Source organism: Rheinheimera sp. B2H12, assembly GCF_059620065.1.
This window is the reverse complement of the sequence record NZ_CM184363.1, coordinates 4,572,976-4,593,898: the sequence shown is the minus strand read 5'-3', so window position 1 is coordinate 4,593,898 and position 20,923 is coordinate 4,572,976. Positions and strand designations below refer to the sequence as shown.

20 protein-coding genes are annotated in these 20,923 nt (G+C 50.6%); 16 read left to right on the top strand and 4 right to left on the bottom strand.

The annotated features are described in order from the left end of the window. Window positions 1-20: 20 nt before the first annotated feature. The gene (locus AC53GJ_RS19565) at window positions 21-293 is read left to right on the top strand and encodes a type B 50S ribosomal protein L31 (RefSeq protein ID WP_496730073.1); all 273 of its coding nucleotides are present in this window, start codon (window positions 21-23) and stop codon (window positions 291-293) included. Further along, window positions 290-415 carry a type B 50S ribosomal protein L36 gene (gene ykgO / locus AC53GJ_RS19560; RefSeq protein ID WP_496730072.1) on the top strand — a complete coding sequence of 42 codons (126 nt, stop codon included), beginning with the start codon at window positions 290-292 and terminating at the stop codon, window positions 413-415. The genes AC53GJ_RS19565 and ykgO overlap by 4 nt, the downstream gene beginning before the upstream one ends. 121 nt (window positions 416-536) lie before the next feature. On the opposite strand, the gene AC53GJ_RS19555 is transcribed toward ykgO, so the two are convergent. Next, on the bottom strand, window positions 537-2,783 hold the full coding sequence (locus tag AC53GJ_RS19555) for a TonB-dependent receptor (protein WP_496730071.1): 2,247 nt from the start codon (window positions 2,781-2,783) through the stop codon (window positions 537-539). A 438-nt stretch (window positions 2,784-3,221) separates the two neighbouring features. Between AC53GJ_RS19555 and AC53GJ_RS19550 the strand changes: the two genes are divergently transcribed. The 4 genes from AC53GJ_RS19550 to AC53GJ_RS19535 all read left to right on the top strand — a co-directional run bounded on the left by AC53GJ_RS19550 (window position 3,222) and on the right by AC53GJ_RS19535 (window position 7,003). After that, the gene (locus AC53GJ_RS19550; protein ID WP_496730070.1) at window positions 3,222-3,470 is read left to right on the top strand and encodes a hypothetical protein; all 249 of its coding nucleotides are present in this window, start codon (window positions 3,222-3,224) and stop codon (window positions 3,468-3,470) included. A 509-nt stretch (window positions 3,471-3,979) separates the two neighbouring features. Next, window positions 3,980-5,116, top strand: a complete 1,137-nt coding sequence (locus AC53GJ_RS19545; RefSeq protein ID WP_496730069.1) for a hypothetical protein — start codon at window positions 3,980-3,982, stop codon at window positions 5,114-5,116. A 432-nt stretch (window positions 5,117-5,548) separates the two neighbouring features. Then, a protein-coding gene (locus AC53GJ_RS19540) for an IS3 family transposase (RefSeq protein ID WP_496732826.1) occupies window positions 5,549-6,723 on the top strand; the annotation gives its coding sequence in 2 pieces (ribosomal slippage) (window positions 5,549-5,816 and window positions 5,816-6,723; 1,176 coding nt in all). Beyond that, on the top strand, window positions 6,704-7,003 hold the full coding sequence (locus AC53GJ_RS19535; RefSeq protein ID WP_496730068.1) for a hypothetical protein: 300 nt from the start codon (window positions 6,704-6,706) through the stop codon (window positions 7,001-7,003). The genes AC53GJ_RS19540 and AC53GJ_RS19535 overlap by 20 nt, the downstream gene beginning before the upstream one ends. A gap of 565 nt (window positions 7,004-7,568) precedes the next feature. Here AC53GJ_RS19535 and mtnK read toward each other — a convergent pair. After that, window positions 7,569-8,762, bottom strand: coding sequence for an S-methyl-5-thioribose kinase (gene mtnK / locus AC53GJ_RS19530; protein ID WP_496730067.1), 1,194 nt, complete (start codon window positions 8,760-8,762; stop codon window positions 7,569-7,571). Between the two features lie 193 nt (window positions 8,763-8,955). Here mtnK and AC53GJ_RS19525 point away from each other — a divergent pair, with 193 nt between their 5' ends. From AC53GJ_RS19525 to gloA2, 4 genes are all read left to right on the top strand, one after another. Beyond that, a complete protein-coding gene (locus AC53GJ_RS19525; protein WP_496730066.1) occupies window positions 8,956-9,744 on the top strand; it encodes an arylamine N-acetyltransferase family protein in 789 nt (262 codons plus the stop codon). Between the two features lie 154 nt (window positions 9,745-9,898). Continuing rightward, window positions 9,899-11,152 (top strand): dipeptidase, encoded by a 1,254-nt coding sequence (locus AC53GJ_RS19520; RefSeq protein WP_496730065.1) that lies wholly within the window; start codon window positions 9,899-9,901, stop codon window positions 11,150-11,152. Between the two features lie 149 nt (window positions 11,153-11,301). After that, complete coding sequence (locus AC53GJ_RS19515; RefSeq protein WP_496730064.1) at window positions 11,302-12,024, top strand: substrate-binding periplasmic protein; 723 nt, start codon at window positions 11,302-11,304, stop codon at window positions 12,022-12,024. Window positions 12,025-12,084: 60 nt separating this feature from the next. Further along, the gene (gloA2, locus tag AC53GJ_RS19510; RefSeq protein ID WP_496730063.1) at window positions 12,085-12,471 is read left to right on the top strand and encodes an SMU1112c/YaeR family gloxylase I-like metalloprotein; all 387 of its coding nucleotides are present in this window, start codon (window positions 12,085-12,087) and stop codon (window positions 12,469-12,471) included. Here gloA2 and AC53GJ_RS19505 read toward each other — a convergent pair. Next, a complete protein-coding gene (locus AC53GJ_RS19505) occupies window positions 12,459-13,712 on the bottom strand; it encodes an alkaline phosphatase family protein (protein WP_496730062.1) in 1,254 nt (417 codons plus the stop codon). The two genes, gloA2 and AC53GJ_RS19505, sit on opposite strands and share 13 nt — an antisense overlap. 163 nt (window positions 13,713-13,875) lie before the next feature. Between AC53GJ_RS19505 and AC53GJ_RS19500 the strand changes: the two genes are divergently transcribed. Together AC53GJ_RS19500 and AC53GJ_RS19495 are read left to right on the top strand one after the other, a co-directional pair. Then, on the top strand, window positions 13,876-15,279 hold the full coding sequence (locus tag AC53GJ_RS19500) for an alanine/glycine:cation symporter family protein (RefSeq protein WP_496730061.1): 1,404 nt from the start codon (window positions 13,876-13,878) through the stop codon (window positions 15,277-15,279). 76 nt (window positions 15,280-15,355) lie between these two features. Then, on the top strand, window positions 15,356-17,008 hold the full coding sequence (locus tag AC53GJ_RS19495) for an EAL domain-containing protein (RefSeq protein ID WP_496730060.1): 1,653 nt from the start codon (window positions 15,356-15,358) through the stop codon (window positions 17,006-17,008). Here AC53GJ_RS19495 and AC53GJ_RS19490 read toward each other — a convergent pair. Continuing rightward, window positions 17,005-18,039, bottom strand: a complete 1,035-nt coding sequence (locus tag AC53GJ_RS19490; protein WP_496730059.1) for a 1-aminocyclopropane-1-carboxylate deaminase/D-cysteine desulfhydrase — start codon at window positions 18,037-18,039, stop codon at window positions 17,005-17,007. The two genes, AC53GJ_RS19495 and AC53GJ_RS19490, sit on opposite strands and share 4 nt — an antisense overlap. A 95-nt stretch (window positions 18,040-18,134) precedes the next feature. Between AC53GJ_RS19490 and AC53GJ_RS19485 the strand changes: the two genes are divergently transcribed. From AC53GJ_RS19485 to AC53GJ_RS19470, 4 genes are read left to right on the top strand one after another with little or no spacing between them, the layout of a single operon-like run. Further along, window positions 18,135-19,142 (top strand): hypothetical protein, encoded by a 1,008-nt coding sequence (locus AC53GJ_RS19485; protein WP_496730058.1) that lies wholly within the window; start codon window positions 18,135-18,137, stop codon window positions 19,140-19,142. Further along, window positions 19,126-19,968 (top strand): hypothetical protein, encoded by an 843-nt coding sequence (locus AC53GJ_RS19480; protein ID WP_496730057.1) that lies wholly within the window; start codon window positions 19,126-19,128, stop codon window positions 19,966-19,968. The genes AC53GJ_RS19485 and AC53GJ_RS19480 overlap by 17 nt, the downstream gene beginning before the upstream one ends. After that, complete coding sequence (locus AC53GJ_RS19475; RefSeq protein ID WP_496730056.1) at window positions 19,968-20,621, top strand: hypothetical protein; 654 nt, start codon at window positions 19,968-19,970, stop codon at window positions 20,619-20,621. Before AC53GJ_RS19480 ends, AC53GJ_RS19475 begins: the two co-directional genes overlap by 1 nt. Further along, window positions 20,593-20,919 carry a hypothetical protein gene (locus AC53GJ_RS19470; protein ID WP_496730055.1) on the top strand — a complete coding sequence of 109 codons (327 nt, stop codon included), beginning with the start codon at window positions 20,593-20,595 and terminating at the stop codon, window positions 20,917-20,919. Before AC53GJ_RS19475 ends, AC53GJ_RS19470 begins: the two co-directional genes overlap by 29 nt. Window positions 20,920-20,923 lie beyond the last annotated feature (4 nt).

Sequence of the window (20,923 nt, the reverse complement as noted above, 5' to 3'; positions counted from 1 at the left end):
TTATCAGCAACCAGGAGCTTATGATGCAACAAGGTATTCACCCGGATTATCGTCAGGTGCTGTTCCACGATTTATCCGCCGATTGTTATTTTTTGGTTGGTTCAACCATTCAAACTGAGCGCAGCCAGCAGTGGACAGATGGCAACACTTATCCTTATGTGGCGCTGGATGTGTCGAGTGCTTCGCACCCGTTTTATACCGGTAAGCAAAAATCTGTCACCTCCGAAGGTCGGGTGGCGAATTTCAGCAAAAAATTTGGTCAGTTGCTGGGCGGCCGTAAGGATAGCCAATGAAAGTATTATCATCGCTCAAATCAGCCAAAACCCGGCATCCGGATTGTCAGGTGGTAAAACGGCGCGGCAAAACCTATGTGATTTGTAAAACCAATCCGAGATTTAAAGCGCGGCAAGGCTAACGGCAGGCGGCGCACGGTGCTGTATTTTGCCCAAAAAAATAGGTCTGCCGGGCAGGTGCCAGGCAGACCTATCAGTTAACTGCCAAGGCCCGCTTTGAGAGCAGGCTTTGGGTCATCCAAGTTAGAAAAAGTTTTTCTTAAACTCGATGCCAATCATCCGAGGTTCATTGACAAAACCGGTCAGGTTGGCGAAATCAATCGCGCCTTTGACGTTGTCTTCGTCAGTGATGTTGCGGCCATAGAGCGCCACTTCATAATTCCCTTCATAGTTCTGGTAACCTAAGCGTAAACCCGCTTCCATATTGTCATCGGTCTGGAATTCAACCGATTCATACAGGAATAAATTGGTTTTGCCTTGCACTGCGACGTCTGTATACAGATAAATTTCACCGCTGCTAATCGGATAGTCGTAACGGGCATTGAACGTCAGAATAGTTTTTGGCGCTTGCGGGAATGGATTGCCGTCGAAGTAAGCCAGTACCTTGCCATTGGGCAGAGTTTCGGTTTTATCCAGCGGCGTACACATTTTCAAACCGCACAGAGCCACTTTTTTGTTTGGATCTTTCAGTTCAGTATGGTTGTAGCTAAAACCACCACCCAGCGTCAGATTCGCCAGCACCCGCCAGTCGGCGTCGATTTCAAAACCGTAACCCGTGCCTTTATCAGCGTTGATCAACGAGTTACCGTTTAAGGCGCCGCCGACGGCTGACAACTGCATATCATCGATGTTGTAATAAAACACAGCACCATTTAAGCGCAGGCTGTTGTCGAGTAAATCTGACTTGGCACCCACTTCAACCGATTGAATAGTTTCAGAATCTGCCGTGGTTGGATCTTCTTCAAACGCCACATTGCGGCCTTGGATCGACTGCGCACGGAAGCCGTTCGCCAACCGGCCATAAACCGAGGTTTGTTCGGTCACACGGTAGTTGGTCGCCAGTTCCCAGCTGATTTGACCATCGCTCAGTTCAATCGGCGCGTAAGTTTGTACCCGAGGGAAACCACCAGCCAAGCCCGGTGAGCCGACATTTTGCTGACCGACATAAAAGGATTTTTTATCGTGGGTATAACGGATACCAGCAGTGACATCCCAGTTCGAGCTTAGGTCATAGGTACTCTGACCAAACACAGCCCAGCTTTGGTTGTCGTGGAACACCTGGGTGTTACCGAAGAAACCATCGATACTGGTGACACCAAAAGAGGAATCAAAGTAAAAAGCACCCACTTGCCATTCCAGCGCGTCGCTGCTGTCGCTGGCTAAGCGGAATTCCTGGGTCAACTGCTTTAAATCGTTCAGTTGATCTTCAGTCACCGCCAGATTTGGATCCGACAGACCTGGGCCTGCCACTGTACCACCGTCGACATCGCTGCGGCCATTGCCGTCTGCCTGCTCATGCGCCGTGACCGAGGTGAAGGTCATCTCGTTCAGATCAACATCCAGTTTCAAGGAAGCGCCTGAACTGTCGTATTTTTGGAAGTTATTGCCGCTGTCATAGGCCACATTGTCGCGGTCGTAGTTACCATTAAGTTTGTTGCTGCCTGGCGTAAAGACATTGCGACGGAACATGGACGAAGTGCCATCCAGCTTGCGGCCATGCACATTTAACAAGGCGCTGACGCTGTCTTTTTCATATAAAAATTGCAGACGACCGGCGGTTTCATCAAAACCACCCATCACATCTTTTTCATTGCTGAAGCTGTTATTGATGTAGTGATCCCGATGTTGGGATAACAACGACACCCGGGCGGACAACTCGTCTGTCAGGCCTGAGCCAACTGCCGCTTCCAGATTACGGGTGCCATAGTTGCCCAGGCTCAGTTTGGTATAGCCATCAAAATCCTGCCGTGGTTTGGCGGTGCTGAATTTGACAATACCCGCAGTGGTATTACGACCAAATAAAGTGCCTTGTGGGCCACGAATGACTTCGACCTGTTCCACGTCAAATAACGGGAAACTTTTCAGGATCACGTTTTCCATCACCACGTCGTCCATAATCACTGACACTGGCTGGGAAGCAGCCAAATCAAAGTCAGTGTTGCCAAGACCACGGATATAAAATCTTGGTGCGGCCCGGCCGTTGGATGATTCGGCGTATAAACCCGGAACTTTCACTGCCAGCGCCTGAATATCATCGCCAGAGGAAAAAATTGCATCCAATTTTTCACCGCCTAAGGTGGCGACGGAAATTGGCACTTCCTGGGTACTTTGCACGCGTTTCTGTGCTGTTACCATAATACGTTCAAGTTGTTGATCGTCCTGTTTGGCTTTGTCACTTTCCTGCGCCATGGCGACAGGAGAAAGCCCGACAGTTGCCAGCATTAAAGCGGCCTGGATCTGTATGGTTAACAGACTGTGTTTGCTTTTCATCAATGGATTACCTTTTGATCTGCCTGGTGGGGGAGCGTCTATGCGCTTTTTCTGTTATCGGGATTTGCAGCAATTGCCGCGGTTTATCCCGCAGCTGGAGTGACCACAGCGGTTTTATAACAGGGCACTAATATAGCATTTTTGCCGGGGTAACGGCTGGTTTTTTGTGGTCGCGCCGACGCGACGTTCGGTCTGACCCGACCCGGAGCGGAGTTTCGTAGGTCTGACTCGACCCGGAGCGGAGTTTTCGTAGGTCTGACCCGACCTGGAGTGGAGTTTTCGTAGGTCTGACTCGACCTAGAGTGGCGTTTTCGTAGGTCTGACTCGACCCGGAGTGGAGTTTTCGTAGGTCTGACTCGACCTGGAGTGGAGTTTTCGTAGGTCTGACTCGACCTGGAGTGGAGTTTTCGTAGGTCTGACTCGACCCGGAGCGCAGCTTTGGGGCAGTCAGACATTGATGCCGTGAACACGACTGGTTTTATTCGCTTGCAACTGGCGGCGATTTCGCCGTGGCAACGGCTGGTGTTTTGGTTGTCGTCCCGTAGGTCTGACTCGACCCAGAGCGAAGCTTTGGGGCAGTCAGACATTGATGCCGTGTACACGACTGGTTTTATTCGCTTGCAACTGGCGGCGATTTCGCCGTGGCAACGACTGGTTTTATTAGCCTGCTGCTGGCTGTTTTTTTAAAAGCTTTCGCCTACGGCGAGTTACTTATTTTGCTTCGCCAAAATAAGTAACCAACAAAAGGCGACCCCGGATCGCTCGAAAGCCCGCAATAAAATCAATGATTTGAGGCGCTGGCGCAACTCGGCCGCCGCTAGCGTCGGCGGCCTCAAACACTCGCCAGCTTAAAACCTCAAACCATTGATTTTAAAGCGGCTCGCGAAAACGGGGCCAAAAGCGTTGTAGTGTGAAGGTAGATTTGCATCAAGGGCGGAGCTTTAATTCCCGAATGCATAACCAAAAAATGACGTAAAAACAAACCATGAGTTATTTTTTCGCGTCCTGCAGGCGCAAAACCTTCTTTTAGTTCCCAAAGTCACAACTAATGTTTATATCTTGTTGAAGTCAGACAAAAAAGCGGATAGTTTAAAACACCAGTGGTTATGAAAAACGACAGCAACTTGCGGGTTCTAAACCGTTGAAAAAATACTGTTAGGCCAATAAGCGCTTGTCGCAAATATCGAGGATAAATTTTGGATTTGTTTAAACTTGCAGTAAAAGAAGATCGACTTCATCCTTTATTTAAAAGAATCGTATCATCTAAGGAGTATGAACCAACTATTGACGTTATCAATAATTGGTCAACTGGTTTAATGGAGCGAAAGAAAGAGTCGAAAAAGTTTATTCAAGATTTCCAGCTATCATTTAATTCGTCCTTATGGGAGCTATACCTGAACAAAGCATTCACTGATTTTGGTTTGAGTATCGATTATTCAAAGGAAAGCCCAGATTTCAATCTGCATCACAATTCAGGCCGTGTTGTAAACGTTGAGGCCGTTACTTCAAATAATAAAGATAACCTCAAACCAGAATACTACTTAAATGAATCCCTTAGTGCTGCTTCTGGACTAAGTAACGATGACTTCTTGGATGAGTCGACGATTAAGTTAGCTGGTAAATTAAAAGATAAAAGAGATCTATTTGTAGGTATAAATAACAAAAAACATCCATACCACTCATTAGATCATGTCAAAGGTAACCCTTTTGTTATCGCTGTTGCTCCTTTTGATAACCATCTTTCTTTTTCCCAGAACAACATGGCGATAAACAGGGTGCTTTATGGTATTAATCCACCACCGCCTATGGGAAATGGACAAAAAATAGGTCATATATTAAATCGTAATGCTCAAAAAATTGAGCTTGGTATTTTTACTAATCCTAACTACAAAGAAGTAAGTGCTGTAATTTTTTCAACTACGGGTATGTTTGGTAAAGCCGTCGCCCAAGCCGGTTTAAGTAACTTTGTTCGTGCAACTCGCTACCGTCAAATGGGAGTTGACGAGTTCATGAAAATAGAAGGTCCAGACATGCTAGGAACTTCTTACAAGACAATAAAGCCAGGTCATGATGTATTTTCTATGAGGTTTCTAAACGGTAACTTTGTTTGTGGTTCTGACACATATCTCTATCCTTCCAGCGAACATAAAGAGTCTCATCTGGACGGTTTACATATCTACTACAACCCTTACGCTTCAGTCCCATTAGATAGAGATATTTTTTCTGCATATGAAGTCACTCAAAATGACTTTGATGTAAACACACAAAAAATGGTTGGTAATCATAATGATGGATCGTTAGTTTCAAGGCAAACTTTCACATCATTTGCCTAACAAGGCCATGAAGTCGGATTCGTAACAGCTTGCTCGGTTCCGCTTCGCTTCACATTTTAGCAAGCTATTACTCACCGCTTATGGCGGCGTTAGGCAAAAAATGACTAAGTGTATCTATTGCGGAGAGATCGCGAATACCAAAGACCACGTTCCACCTAAAGGTCTAATTCGCCAAATCAATCGAGACAACTTATGGAAAGTTCAGTCTTGTAGACGTTGCAATAATGGTGCTTCGCATGACGAAGAATACTTTAGGTTAATGATTGTGGGTGCTTTGTGCCACACAGAAGAAGCAGATGAATTATTTGATGGTCCAATTACTCGCTCTATGGAGAAAAGACCCGCGAAAGAAGGCTGGCTGTAGTGGCACACTGAATTTGGCCACCTGATTAGAGGTGTTATGCTATACCTCGTAAGCAATTAGGTGACATGATGAACAAAAAGACAAGACCTACTTTTAGCCCAGAATTTCGTCTGGAATGTGCCCAACTGGTGCTCGACCAAGGTTACTCGGTTGCTAAAGCAGCGGCAGCGATGAATGTTGGTAAATCCACCATGGATAAATGGGTTCGGCAGTTGCGTGAAGAGCGCTCAGGCATCACGCCCAAAGCCACACCGATGACGCCAGACCAACTTAAAATTCGCGAATTAGAGAAGCGAATCAAACAGATAGAGCTGGAAAAAGAAATCCTAAAAAAGGCTACAGCTCTCTTGATGTCGGACTCGCTGAACAATTCACGATAATTGCTCAGCTCAAGCAGAGTTATGCCGTGGCGCAGTTGTGCCGGGTGTTTGAAGTCCATCGCAGCAGCTTTAAGTATTGGAAAAAGCCCAAGGCGATTCAGCCAGAGCAGGTTGTTCGGCTAAGCAAAGTCCGTGAGCTGTTTGATGCCAGCAATGGCTCCGCAGGCTCTCGCAGCATTGCAACGATGGCAAGCACTCAGGGTGTTAAAATGAGCCGATACCTGGCGGCTAAATGCATGGAAAAACTAGGGTTTATCAGCTGCCAGCAATCGGCGCATTCATATAAAAAGACAGGCAGTGAACGGATTGATATCCCAAACTTGCTGGCGCGCCAGTTTGCCGTAACCAAACCAAATCAGGTGTGGTGTGGCGATGTGACCTACATCTGGACAGGCAACCGCTGGGCTTACTTAGCTGTAGTGATGGATTTATTTGCAAGAAAACCAATTGGTTGGGCCATGTCGTTCTCGCCTGACAGTGAATTAACCGGCAAGGCGCTTAGTCATGCGTTTGAATCCAGAGGTCGGCCTGAAGGAGTGATGTTCCATTCAGACCAAGGCAGCCATTACACCAGTACCAAGTTCCGGCAATTGCTGTGGCGCTTTCAAATTCGGCAAAGCATGAGTCGTCGTGGTAATTGCTGGGACAATAGCCCGATGGAGCGCTTCTTCAGAAGCTTAAAGACAGAATGGGTTCCGACCGTAGGTTACAGCTCATTTGCTCAAGCAGAACGAGAGATACTGAATTACATGCTGGGCTATTACAGCCAGCTCAGGCCACATCACTATAACGGTGGTTTGGCTCCGAATGAATCCGAGCGCAGGTACTGGCTTGGCTACAACGATGTGGCCAAAATTAGTTGACCACTACAGGCTTTTTAATTCCCTTGGCCAAATTGAAGGTAAGCCATACATTGAATGGGCTCCAGAGACTTTGCAAAAGGTTGCTTTGAAAATTGCTGTTGGGCTTGCTCATAAAATTTCAGTTGAGCCACCCCAGAGCAATAGCAGGTTTACGCTTGAAGAATCGGAAGGCAGAGGAGAGTATGCAGTGTGGGCACCCGACTTTTCATTTTCGTATTTTCAAGGTTGTTGGGAGCTTTGGTTTTTTGATTCAGTAAAAATAGTTATCCAACCTGGCTAACAAATAAATTTTACCGCCAGCCAAAAGCGCTGGTTGCGACGCCAACCCGTTGCGCTGCTTTCCGTACTAAATTTGAGCGTTAATGCCTGAAATTCGCCCAAAGTGAGCTTTTTCCCCGTTCGAGCGAGCCGCTTTAAAATCAGTGGTTTGAGGTTTTAAGCTGGCGAGTGTTTGAGGTCGCCGACGTTAGCGGCGGCCGAGTTGCGCCAGCGCCTCAAACTGCTGATTTTATTGCGGGCTTTCGAGCGATCCGGGGTCGCCTTTTCTTTGGTTTCTTTCTTTTGGCGAAGCAAAAGAAAGAAACTCGCCAACGGCGAAAGCTTTTAAAAAATAGCCAGCAAAGCTAATAAAACCAGTCGTGTTCACGGCCACAATGTCTGACTGCCTCACAGCTGTGCTGCGGGTCGAGTCAGACCTACGGTTGGCCCCACAAACCCAGTCGTGGTCACGACCAAAACACCAGTCGTGGTCACGACCAAAACACCAGTCGTGGTCACGACCAAAACACCAGTCGTGGTCACGACCAAAACACCAGTCGTGGTCACGACCAAAACCCCAGTCGTGGTCACGACGCCACCCCCATCTGCAGCCAAACCAGTACCTGCGCGCTATCAGTACAGTGGCTATGTTGCAAAATCAACCGTTGGCCCAGTGCCAGTGCCTGCAATTGCGCCTGGGTACGCTGCGCCAACGGAAGTTGTTGCAGGCAGGCGGCCGGGAAGGCGCCGTAGATGCGCCGGATGATTTCACAGCCTGCCATGCCAACTGCTAACTTCAGGGCATCTTGCTGCAATTGTTGCTGAAACTCAGCATTGCTGAGTAATACATCCCGGCATTGCGCCAATTGCTGCACTAACAGCTCTTGATAAGAAAGTAGCAATTGTTTGATTTGGCTAAACAAATACTGCTGCTGTTCTTTGGCGGCAGGCTCCGATTTCGCAGCAGCGGCACAATAGTGCAGCATCAGACTGCCCAGCATAATGCCCAGATCAAAACCATGCGGGCCAAAACCAGCAAATTCGGCATCAATCACTTTTAAGCTGGTTTTCCCGACAAACACACTGCCGCAGGTGAAATCACCATGCACCAGGGTCTCGGTCTGAGTGCGAAAACGGTGTTTCAGTCTGGCCACTTGTGCCAGCAGTGCGTCATGCTGCCACAGTTGTTGTACTGGCAACCGCAACGCTGCTGGAACTTCGTTGCGTTCATGGTGACAATAAGGATCGTTAAATAATAAATCCTCGGTAATTTGCCATGGCTCCGGATTGAGAAATTGTTGCTGCCGGGCCCGTTGTTGTGGCAGAGCCAGCATAAAATCGCTGTTGGAGACTGCAATTTTGGCCAGAAATTCACCCAGTTGCCGGCCGAGCTGATGAAACTGCCGGCCTTGCATCAGCGCAGGTGACAGCAGATCCAATTGCGCCAGATCTTCCAATAATATCGCGGCCTGACTGGCATCATAATGCAACACTTCAACCACGAGCTCAGGCGCCGCTTTGGCGAATAATTTTAATGCCTCAGCTTCAATCCGGCGGCGTTCCAGCGTCAGCGGCCAGCGTTCACTCAGACCACGGGCAAAGGGTAAACCTTGTTTCACAATCAGGCTGGTGCCGGCTTGATTCTGCACTCTAAACACCAGATTCATATGATTATCACCAAAACACTGGGTGGTCAGCTTACTGCGCTCACCAAATAAATCACTGTATTTATTGGCGAATTCAGCAGCTTCTGTGCTGCTGAATTGATGGTATTGTGACATAGCCCGACTCCTTGCGATAACTGCCAGCATCATTACAAAGTGGCGGCAGCACGGCAATGCTTTTTCTGTGACAGGATTTATCCGGTGTGATTTGACCGCCACAGCAAGCTTGGCGCGATTGACTGAAATCAGCGACAATAGCCTGTCTGCCCAACATTGGTACCAGTTAATAGTGCAACCTGCGGAGAACCCCATGCTAGTGCCAGAATTTCAGTTAGATGCTTATTTGCGCCGGATTGGCGTAGCGACCGATAGTCCCTTCACTGCCAGTGTCGAGACTGTCACCCGGCTGATGGTGGCTCAGTTACGCACTGTGCCTTTTGAAAATCTTGATGTGCAGGCGGGTAAGATTGTATCGCTACAACCTGCTGATATAGTGAATAAAATTGTAGGCAGTGCTGGCAGTGCCCGTCGTGGTGGTTACTGTTATGAAGTGAATGCGCTGTTTGCGATGGCATTGCAGGCGCTCGGCATTTCTTATCAGTTTGTGTTTTGCCGGCCGATGTTTTATCCGATGCAAAGACCTAAAACCCATATGGCGCTGCTGGTGAAAGTGGCAGGCCAGACCTTGCTCTGTGATTTGGGTTTTGGCAGCTATGGTTTGCGGGCGCCAATTGCACTCGATAGCGTCAATCTGCCACAACAGCAGGACTATGACAGTTTCCGTTTGTTGCAACCCGCACCAGGTCAGTATGTGTTACAGGCGCTCATTCAGGGCGAATGGGCCAACCAATATGGTTTTGATTTGTATCCGGCCGAGTGGATTGATTTTATGCCGGCCAATTATCTGAACTCGACCCATCCGGACACTATTTTTGTGCAGAAGTATTTGGTGATCCAACAACATGCCACAGGCCGGACTATGCTGGTCGGCAATGAACTCAAACGCAGCAGTGCGGGCCAGACCACAGTTGAAGTTGTCACTGATGTGGCCGCTGTACTGCGTACTGAGTTTGGGTTGGAACTGGTGCAAAAAACGTAATAACATCACAAAAAGACCAGTTCAATTTCAGGAAATACCGGTTGAACTGGCGCTCTGCTGCGGCGAAAAGTGCGATATGCTGGTGAAAACAACAACATAAAATCCGTTGCTGCGAACAAGCAATAACGGCAGCCAGTTTAAAAGGAACCTTGCCATGCGCACTTCATCTTTGTTTCAACCTGCCTTCCTCAGTGTGGCGGTGAGCCTCAGCCTGCTGACGCTCACTGCTTGTCAGCAGACGCCTGTCGCGACGCAGTCAACCGCCAACGTCGCGCCCGCAACAGCGAGCAGCGCGCTCAGCGTTGAGCAGCGGGCACAGCAACTGGCGCAACAACTGTTAATTATCGATACCCATATTGATGTGCCGTATCGCTTGCAGAGCAAATGGGAAGATGTCTCAGTGGCGGCGCCTGGCGGCGAGTTTGATTATCCGCGCGCGAAAGCCGGCGGTCTGAATGCTCCTTTTATGTCGGTCTATATTCCATCTTCGCTGGAAAAAAGCGGCGGCGGTTATCTGCTGGCCAATCAGTTGATTGACAGTATGGAAGCCTTAGTTGGCCGGGCACCGGATAAATTTGCCATGGCCTATCAGGCCGATGATGTGGCGACGCACTTTGGCAAAGGCCTGATTTCGCTGGCGCTTGGTATGGAAAACGGCACGCCTTTAGAAGGTAAGCTCAGCAATTTACAGCATTTTTATCAGCGTGGTATCCGTTATATTACGCTGGCGCATTCCGAATCCAACCATATTGCCGATTCCAGTTATGATTTACGCCGGCCCTGGAAAGGCCTCAGTCCATTTGGTGAACAAGTGGTGGCGGAAATGAACCGGCTTGGCATGATGATCGATATTTCGCATGTGTCCGATGATGCCTTTTACAAAGTCATTGCCCTGACCAAAACGCCGGTGATTGCCTCGCACTCCTCGTTGCGTGCTTTTGTACCGGGTTTTGAACGCAATATGGACGACAAGATGATCCAGGCGCTGGCAAAAAATGGCGGTGTGATCCAGATTAACTTCGGCTCTTCTTTTGTGGTGTCCCGTGCCAACCAGTGGGGGCTGCAATATAAAGCTGCCCGTGCCGCTGCCGGTGACAAAGTGTCGGATGAAGCCTTCCGCGCCCAGTATCTGCAACAACATCCTTATCCTTTTGCCAATGTCGACAGTATCCTTGACCACATTGACTATGTCACTAAGCTGGTTGGGGTGGATTATGTCGGCATCGGCTCTGATTTTGACGGCGTCGGTGATTCATTGCCAGAGGGGTTAAAAGATGTGGCGGCTTATCCGAATTTGATTGCCGGTTTATTGCGGCGCGGCTACAGCGAAGCCGACATCGAAAAAATCATGTCGGGTAATTTGCTGCGGGTCTGGCGGCAGGTCGAACATTACGCCAAAGCCAATTAACACCGCACGAAAGACCGTATTCGGCGTTTGCTGCCGAATACGGCACTTGCTTTATCCGTCGGCTACATTGCTTTTTTTCTCAGCGCAACTGTGCTTTGCAGCTAAGCTTAACCACATCAACCAACTTGTGATGATCATGGAGCTTTTCGATGTGGCGATGGCTGTGGTTGTTATGTTGGTTGCCGTTACAGGCAGCAGAGCCTGTGCATTTGGTCAGTAAACACTGGCCGGGTTATACCAATGCCGATTTATCCGGCGGTTATTTTGAACTGGTCAGGCTGATCCTGCCGCCGGCAGACGTCAGTCTGCAAGTGGAGCTAACCGGATTTAGCCGGGCTATCACGCTGGTACAAAAACAACAGGCCGATCTGGTGTTGGCGGTCACTGCCGAAGATGGTCAGCATTTATTGTTGTCGGCCCGGCCTATGGATGCCGACGAGGTGATGATGGTCAGTCAGGCCGGTTTTCGTTTACCTGGCCCTTTGTTGCAACTCACACCTGCCCAACTGGCAGAACTGCGGCTGGGCTGGGATCAGGGCTATAACTATGGCGCTGCGCTTGGGCTGCGCGTGACAGGTTATGAAGTGCAGGATGCCCGGCAAGGGCTGGAAATGGTATCCAAAGGCCGGTTGCAGCTGTATCTGGCTGAACAGGCGGACCTGGCCGTGCCTGCGGTGCAATTGTTGTTGCAGCAACTGGCGTTACAACAGCAGTCGCTGATGCAATTACCTGTCTATGCTGGTTTTAGCAAGTCTGAGCGTGGCCACTTGCTGAAAAAGCAATGGGATCAACGGGTTGAATTATTGCGCAACAATGGTCAGTTACAACAGTTTTATCAGCGTTATCCCGAATTGCTGGTGGATGCTGATTAACCCTGCGATTGGTCGCAGCCTCATGCTAACATCGGCATTTTTCTGCTCAGGATTGTTAGGATGCTGCAAGCCATTCATCATGTTGCCATTATTTGTTCAGACTACCCGCGTTCAAAGCATTTTTATCATCAGTTGCTGGGGTTGCCGATCCTGGCGGAACATTATCGCGCCGAGCGGCAGTCTCATAAACTGGATTTGCAATTACCGGATGGTTCACAACTGGAGTTGTTTTCTTTTGTCGGTGCGCCACCACGGCCAAGCCAGCCGGAAGCGCAGGGTTTAAGACATTTATGTTTTGCTGTGGCAGATGTGGCTGCAACAGTTCTTTGGTTAAACAGCCTTGGCATTGCCACTGAGCCGGTGCGAATTGACCCTTACACCGGCGCTGCTTTTACCTTTTTTACCGATCCGGATGGCCAGCCGCTGGAAATTTATCAGCGTAACTGACGTTGTTGTGCTTGCAGTGGCGTCAAGGCTGAGCGTGCTGCCAGTTGCCGTGCTTGCTGCTGCAAGAGCGGCAAGGCACTGCTGGCATTGTATTGGAAACTCTGGAAATCATACCCCAGTAATTCAGCTACAGTACTGGCCACTTGACTCTGTAGCCAGGGGCTGTCGGTTTTCACCAGACCGCGTGCCGGAATTTGTGGACCCAAGGCTGCCAGCCAAATCTGATCAGAACCCTGAATGCCCTGACTGAGTTTAGCCAGTGGCTTTAAATAGCCTGTGAGCTGTTGTTGCAGGCTGCGGGCGCCGGCATGAAAAGCCCAGTTGGCGGGGCTGTCGCCACGGCCATGATCGGTGGTAATTAACAAGGTAGTCTGGTCGCGATAAAACGGATCAGCTTGTAATTGTTGCCATAACTCGGCAATAAAACTGTCGCTGCGCTGAGCGGCGGCCAGATATTGGTCATAACGCTGATCATGGGCGAAATCGTCGGTTTCACCAAAAGCGATGTACAACAACTTAGGTTTTTTGGTCGCCAGATAATCCAGCGCAAACTGCTGAGTAAAGACATCATACCGCACCGCAGGCCAGGGACTCGGCGTTTGCCGTTGTAACTGGTTTAACAACTGCAGTTTCGGACTAAGCTGACCTGTGGCTTCGGCAAAACCAGCATTGACCGGCAAACCGCTACGCGCCACATTCAGGATATAAGGCAACACATCCCAGGAACCAAAAGCGGCCACTTGATCACGCATGGCCGGTTGTTGGTGCAGCCATTCCAGCACTGTCACATTGGGATTCGCAATTTTGGCGTTGGAATGCAGTTTTGGATCAGCCCGGCCACTGAGCATTTCATTGTAGCCAGGGTAAGAAATATGCCAGGGGTTGCTGACATTCATCAGCGAGCCGCGGTGGCGATCGCCCACCAATAAACCTTGTTTGGCGATAGTTTGATGGAAAAAAGGCATCAGTTGCCGGGCTCTGGCCCCTTGCAACAAAGGTTGCAGCTTTTTCGGCTCGCGGACAAAACGGCTGTCACGGGCAATCTGACTGTCGGCGCCGTAAAACACTTCCTGCCAGCGTAAGCCGTCGATGCTGACCAGCACGACTTTAGGATCGGGCGGTGTTGCGCCCGTGGCCGCCATCGAACTCAACAGACAGCTGCCGAGTAACAACGAACTAAGCAGCTTCAATGCCAATAGTCTGGCTTTGGTAGGTTGCAAGAGGGGTGGAAAAGCGCACATCAGACATTCTCCTGACACCTTGTAACTATGCCTATGGTGGCGTGCGCTGATGACAGACAGGTGCCAGTTTTATAACCAAATGATGAATTTCTGCCACTTGCGCTACAGTCAAGGCGCTGAAAACTGTGGTAAGGTGCTGCTTTTTGCAGCCAGAGATATCCAGATGTCCAGTGACTTTAGTTTTCAACAGGCGTTTGAACAGCTGAGTTCGGCGCTTGCTAGTGTGGTTTTTTACTCTTTTCAGGTACAAGGCGTGGCAGTGCCGGTCACTGTGTTGTGGTTGATGAGTGGCGCTATCATTTTTACCTGTTACCTCGGTTTTATTAATATCCGTGGCTTTGGCCATGCGGTGCAATTGGTACGTGGTAAACATGTGAAGCCAGATGACCAGGGCGAAATCAGTCAGTTTCAGGCGCTGTCGGCAGCCTTATCCGGTACTGTCGGCACCGGTAATATTGCCGGGGTGGCGGTGGCAATTACCTTAGGTGGGCCTGGCGCGACCTTTTGGATGATAGTGGCCGGTTTTCTCGGTATGACCACCAAATTTGTCGAATGTACCTTGGCGGTGAAATACCGCCAGATCCAACCAGATGGCACTGTCTCCGGCGGGCCTATGTATTACATCAAAGCGGCGCTGGAGAAGTATCAGCTGCCGCGCACCGGTAAATTCCTGGCTGGTTTTTTTGCCGTCGCCTGTGTCTTTGGTTCAGCTGGTTTTGTGCATGTGAATCAAGGTTTTGTGCAGGTGAAAACCGTGACTGGTTTTGACAATGCCTGGCTGTTTGGCATTATCTATGCATTTTTGGTTGGTTTGGTGATTGTCGGTGGCATTAAAAGTATTGCCAGAGTGACTAGCAAGCTGGTGCCGCTGATGTGTGGCATTTATCTGACGGCGGCGCTAGTGATTATTGGTGTGCATTATGCTGATATTCCAGCAGCGTTGTGGACCATTGTCAAAGGTGCTTTTGCGCCGGAAGCGGCTTATGGCGGTTTTATTGGCGTGCTGATCCAGGGTTTTCGCCGCGCTGCTTATTCCAATGAAGCTGGTATTGGTTCTTCCCCTATTGCTCATTCTGCCGCCAAAACCAAGGATCCGGTGTCGGAAGGTTTTGTCGGACTGTTGGAACCCTTTATTGATACTGTGGTTATTTGTACTATTTCTGCTTTGGTAATCATTATCACCGGCAGTTATCTGCAAACCGGACTGGATGGCGTGCAGTTGACCTCAACCGCCTTTGCTTCAGTGTTTGACTGGTTTCCGCTGGTGTTGATGGTCGCGCTGCTGCTGTTCGGTTACTCCACTGTGGTGAGCTGGGCCTATTATGGCCAGAAAGGCTGGGGTTACCTGTTTGGTGAACACCGCGTCAGTATCGGCCTGTATAAAGTGTTGATTTGTTGTGTAGTGGCGATGGGGGCAGTGCCCAATGTGCTGGCGGTGTTTGATTTTATCGATTCGATGATCTTCCTGATGGCGGTGCCGAATATTCTGGCCTTGTATCTGTTATTGCCGGAAGTGAAAGCCGACTTGCAAGCGTACTGGCAACGGGTGCGCGCAGCTGGGTCCTAAGCGGTAGTTAATTTTTCGCCTCGCCTCGACAAATCCGGCTCTGCCATTAACACTGTTAACTGGACTTAAGGAGGCGATGGTGAAGATAACAGGGCTTTTTATCCGCCAGTATCAGCAGGGCTTGCGCTGGGTTGCCGTGACGGCGCTGCTGAATCTCGGTTTTATGCTGGCACTGGTGGTTATTTTACAACCCCAGCTCAATGACTGGCGCTGGCAACTGGCGCTGGTGCTGGCCTGTGCGCTGAATCTGTTATTGTTACTCCCTTATGCCTTTGGCAGGAGTTGGCTGGCTGAACTGCAGCAGATGGGCCTTGATGTCGAACAACTGGAAAGCAACCTGAACCAGTTGATGCTGGATGCGCATTTACCTTTGGCGCAACAGGAAAGTCTGAGTCTGAAATTGGCCCGCATCAGTAAAAATCAGCAGGCACAAGCCAGACGTGAGCAAGAAATCCGTCATCTGGTCAGAGTGCAGGGGCTGATCGACCATGATTTAGCCATTGGCAACCGGATTTATTTTGAAAGCAAGCTGCAGCATTTTTTAAAGGACCCGGATGAAGCCGGGCAAGGTGCGTTGTTTTTATTACAAATCTCCCACCCGGAAACGGCGGTTGAACCCACAGTGGCGTTGCAGCGGCTGGCCGGTTGTGCCGAACTGCTGACACAACTGACGGCGCATTTTCCACAGGCTGTGCTGGCAAGATTGGCTGAACAGGATATTGCCGTGCTATTGCCTGGCATGGAGCAAAAAGAAGCCATTGCGATGGGCGAGCGGATGGCGGCAGTGCTCAGTCGGTCGAGCTATTTTGCCGATTATCCGGATTTTGACGTGCTGCATCTGGGTTATGTCATTTATCAGCAAGGCCAACAGTCGTATCAGTTGATGGCGGAAGCCGACATGGCGCTAAAAACGGCGCAGCTGCAAGGGCCAAATGGTGCCTTTGGCTTTTATGAAACAGCCAAACCGAAAATTAAAGGTTCAGTCTGGTGGCGCACTGAATTGACCAATGCCCTGAATGAACAACGCTTGTTATTGAGTTTTCAGCCGGTGTTTTCCTGGGAGCAGCGGGATGTGATCCAACACGAAGTGCTGGTCAGGTTGCAAAGCAGCGAAGGCGATAAACTCAATGCGGCGATATTTTTACCGATGGCGGCGAATTGTGGTTTGTGTCAGGTCATCGACCAATATGTAGTGCTGAAAGCGGCGCGGTTATGTCAGGTAGAAAATATCGCCGGTAGTCTGTGTAGCGTGAATTTATCGGTGCAGACGCTGTTAAGTCCGGATTGGCAACCCTGGTTATTACAATTGCTGGAAAGTGGTCAGCTCAAAAGCGGCCAGTTTGCTTTTGAGCTGGATGAATACCACTTGCTGAAACATTATCAGGCGCTCAAACCTAAGTTAGAGCAATTACATCAGTTGGGATTCCGTTTGATTGTGGATCATGTTGGGTTATCGATCGAAGCTTGTCCCTATCTGGATGAACTGCCATTGGAAGCCATCAAATTGCATCCGTCCGTGGTGCGGCATCTGGACCAGCATCTGGAACAACAGTTGTTTGTCCGGGGTTTGATTGCCGGTAATGTGGCCAAGGGCGTGCGGGTCATTGCCAGCGGTGTGGAGCATCTGGCGGAATGGCAAACCTTACAGAAACTTGGGGTCAGTGGTGCGCAGGGCTATTATTTCAGTCAGCCACTGGCGAGGATTATTCCAGTTGACCAGCCTGGTTAAACTGACGGCGTTAACTGTTTTAGTTCGGTAGGGCTTACCAGGCCACGGCATGCCAGACCTGCCAGGCCCTGTAAACCGCCGGTATGAAAAAATGCAATCCGGCTGCCGGCGGCGAAACGACCTTGCTGTGCCCATTGCACTAAGCTGTGTAAAGCTTTACCGGTATAGACAGGTTCGGTATAGATCTGCTGACGACTGGCCAGTTGCAGACAAAATTGCAAGGTATCCGGGCTGAATTTGCCATAGGCTTTGCCACTTTGTTCCGGCCACAGTTGCCAGTCGCAGTGCTGTTCGGTCTGCGGCAGTAGCAGGCGGATTTTGTCGGCTAAACTGGCATCCTTCACCACCGCGATACCAAGGACGGCGGCAGGCGACTGACCGGCGGCCTGCCTTGTGGTTTGGCCAGCAATCAGCCCGGCCAGAGTGCCACCACTGGCGCTGGCGCTCACCAATAGAGTGGCCGGACCGGCCGGCGTTTGCTGGAGTGCCAGTTCTGCCACGCCAGGGATCGCCAGTGCAGCGCTGCCGCCTTCTGGTAGTAGCAGATAATCCGGATAGCTCTGTTGCCAGTGGCAAGGGGGCCAGTGACTGGGTTGCCAGTCACAGCCCGCAGTAGGCAAAGCCTGTTGATTGGCCATGCGGGCGATCTGCTCGGCTTGCTGGCAATAGAGGCGGTACTGCGCCGGAGCCACCGAGTGCAGTTGCATGCCGAGCGCCTGGCATTGGCGTAAGGTTGGACTGGCAGGCTCTGCCAGATGGCTGCGGACTACCCCGACAGTGGCAAAACCAAAATATTGACCTGCCGCAGCTAAAGCCAGCAAATGATTAGAAAATGCACCGCCAAAACTGACAATTCCGGTTTTGTTATGTTGTTGTATTTGCTGGATGTGATACTTTAGTTTTAACCATTTATTGCCAGCAATGCTGGGCACCCTGGTCTGTAACTGACAAAGCCAGATTTCGGTTTGTTGTTGCGCCAATTGCGGGACGCTCAGTTGTTGCCAGTGCAACTGATAAAACGGATCTTGCATATAAAACACCAGGTGCCATCCAGAGCCGGCCAGTATAACCGGCGGCAGCAACAGAGTGTTAGCGTCAGTCAGCCGACTGACATTGCCAAGGCAGAATGATGATAAAAGCGTTAATCCGAACCCTAACCGCCAGAACTGGCAAAGCCCGGACCGCCGGCTCAGTGGCGGCAGTCTACATACAGCCGGATGGCACTGTGCAATTGCTGCAATTGGATGCCGCCAGCCAACAAGTGTTGCAATGGCACAGCCAAACTGCGGCAAACGGTCAACTGACCGAAGTGGTGTTGCAATTACTGGACGCTATTCCGGCTGCCACCCCACTTTGTCTGGTGTTGGCCAGCGAATTTTATCAACTGGTGCAATTGGATAAACCGGCGCTGGCAGCCAATGAAGTGATGCAGGCACTGCCTTGGCTGGTCAGAGAGCTGAGCGATATTCCGGCCGAAGACCTATTGCTGGATTATCTGGATGTGCCGGTGCAGCCCAATCAACAACAACCCCGCATTCAGTTAGTTCTGACAGCGCGCAGTCGCTGGTTGCCACTTTGTCAGGCGTTACAGCGTCGTCGTGTCAACCTTATCAATATTCAGCCAGAAGAATGGCTGGCGCGAAATCTGCTGAACACTGCTGCCAAGTCGGCAGCGCCGGAGCAAAGTGGCGCCGTGATGCTGTTGACGCATTTGCCTGGTCAGGAACTGAGCCTGCAGATCGTCAAACAGGGCATGGTGTTTTTTTCCCGTAAGCTGCGTGGTTTTAACCGGCTGGATCACTATGACTTTGCCGAGTTGCAACAAGGCATGCTGGATAGCTTGTTATTGGAAGTGCAGCGTTCACTGGATTATTTTGAAGGTCAGCTGCGACAACCGCCGGTGAAGGAAATTTTGTTTATCCTGGCCAGCGCGACGTTACCGGCTATAGTGCAATATTTTGCCAGCAATGGTTTTTCAAAGGTAAGGTCAGTGGATTTTAGTCGCTGGTTGTCTGCCGTCTCAGCCGCATCGGCCACAAGGCTGACGGCCGCTGAGCTGGCCAGCCACTGGCCGGTATTGGCCGGAGCCCTTGAATTGTTGCAGCAGGAGGACTCTGATGAAGCGCAGAGTTAATCTGTATCAGACCGTGTTGCAACCGGTGCGGGAACAAGCCAGTTTACCCTTGTTGCTCAGGGTGTTATTGCTGTTGTCGCTGCTGCTGGCTGGTGCCTGGAGCTGGTTGCAGTGGCAACAGCAACAACAGCAACAACAGTTAAGTTTGCTGCAACAGGAACAACAAAGCAGCTTGCAGCAACTGGAAATTTTGCAACAAACCTTAGCACAACGTCAGCCATCTGCTGAGTTGCGCCGACAAGCGGCACAATTGCAGCAAAGTATCAGCCAGAAACAACAACTGCTGGCCTATCTGCAGCAACAGAATAATACCAAGGCACCCGCTTACGCTGCAGTGATGGCGCATTTGGCGCAGATTGATCCGGCCGGTTTATGGCTGACGGGCTTCAGTCTGGGCGATAGTTTAGAATTTCATGGTGTGGTCAGGCAGAGCCAGCTGTTGCCACTCTGGTTGCAACAGCTGGGGCAACAACCGCAGTTACAGGGACTGACGCTGGCGACAGTACGGCTCAGTCCACTGCAGACCCCCACAGCTGCCGCGTCACCAGCTTCGGCAGCGCCAACGCAGGTGACGGCAACTGAGCCAGGCTGGTTAACCTTTGTGATTAGGACCACCGCGACAGCGGCAGAGCCACAAAGTGGCGGCAGGCCAGAGGCCAGCCAGCCGTTATTGCCTGCGCCGGTCGCACCGTTGCAGGTCGCACCTTCGCCGGTGGCACCTTCGTCGGTCGCACCTTCGCCGGTGGCACCTTCGTCGGTCGCACCTTCGTCGGTGGCACCGCTGACGGATCCAGCCGCCGTCATCAAACCTGCCGGAGGTCAATAATGGACAGTCAATGGCAACAAGCAGTCAGTGCTTATGGCCGTTTGCAATTGCGGGAGCGTTATATGCTGCTGGCAGCCAGCAGTTTGCTGCTATTGTGGCTCGGACTGCTGTATCTGCTGGAACCTGGCTGGCAACAATTGCAGCAACAGCGGTTGCAGCAACAACAGTTACAGGCTGCCACAGCCCAATTACAACGGCAATTGGGTGAAGTAGAAACCGCGTTGCAACAAGATCCGGACGCGCAATTAAAACAGCAGTTAGCCAGCGCCAGCGCGGATGAACAGCAACTGACCCTGCAGATCCGTCAGGTCAGTGGCCGTTATATCGCACCTGAGCAAATGGTGGCATTACTGCAGGATGTGCTGGTCAGCCAGCCACAAGTTCAGCTATTGCGGTTAGAAAATCAGCCAGCACAGGCGCTGCAACTGCCGGGTACCGCCGACGGCAGCGCCAGCCAGCTGTACCAGCACCGCACGCTGTTTGTGTTTGCCGGTCGTTATCAGCCGTTACAGCAACTATTACAACAGCTTGAACAGCTACCGTGGCAATTGCACTGGCGGCAGTTGCAATATAAGGTCAGTGCCTATCCGCTGGCTGAGTTACATCTGGAACTGGAAACTGTCAGTGAACAACAAAATTATTTACGCTTATAGTCTGGCTGTACTGTTGGCATTGACCGCAACGCTGCAGGTGCGGGCGTCGGATCCAACCCAACCGGAAATCATGGCACTCGCGCCGGTTGCAACTGCGGATCAGGCGCCGGCTTTACCTAAACTGACGCTGATTCAATCCAGTGGCAGTCGATTTCACGCCGTGATCAATGGTCGGTTAGTCCGGCCTGGCGATGAGATTGACGGTTATCAGGTGCAACAGATCAATGCCAGGCAGGTGTTCCTGCGCCAGGGGGAGCGCCAGTTGGTGCTGAATTTATTTAACACAACTATAAAGTAGTGAT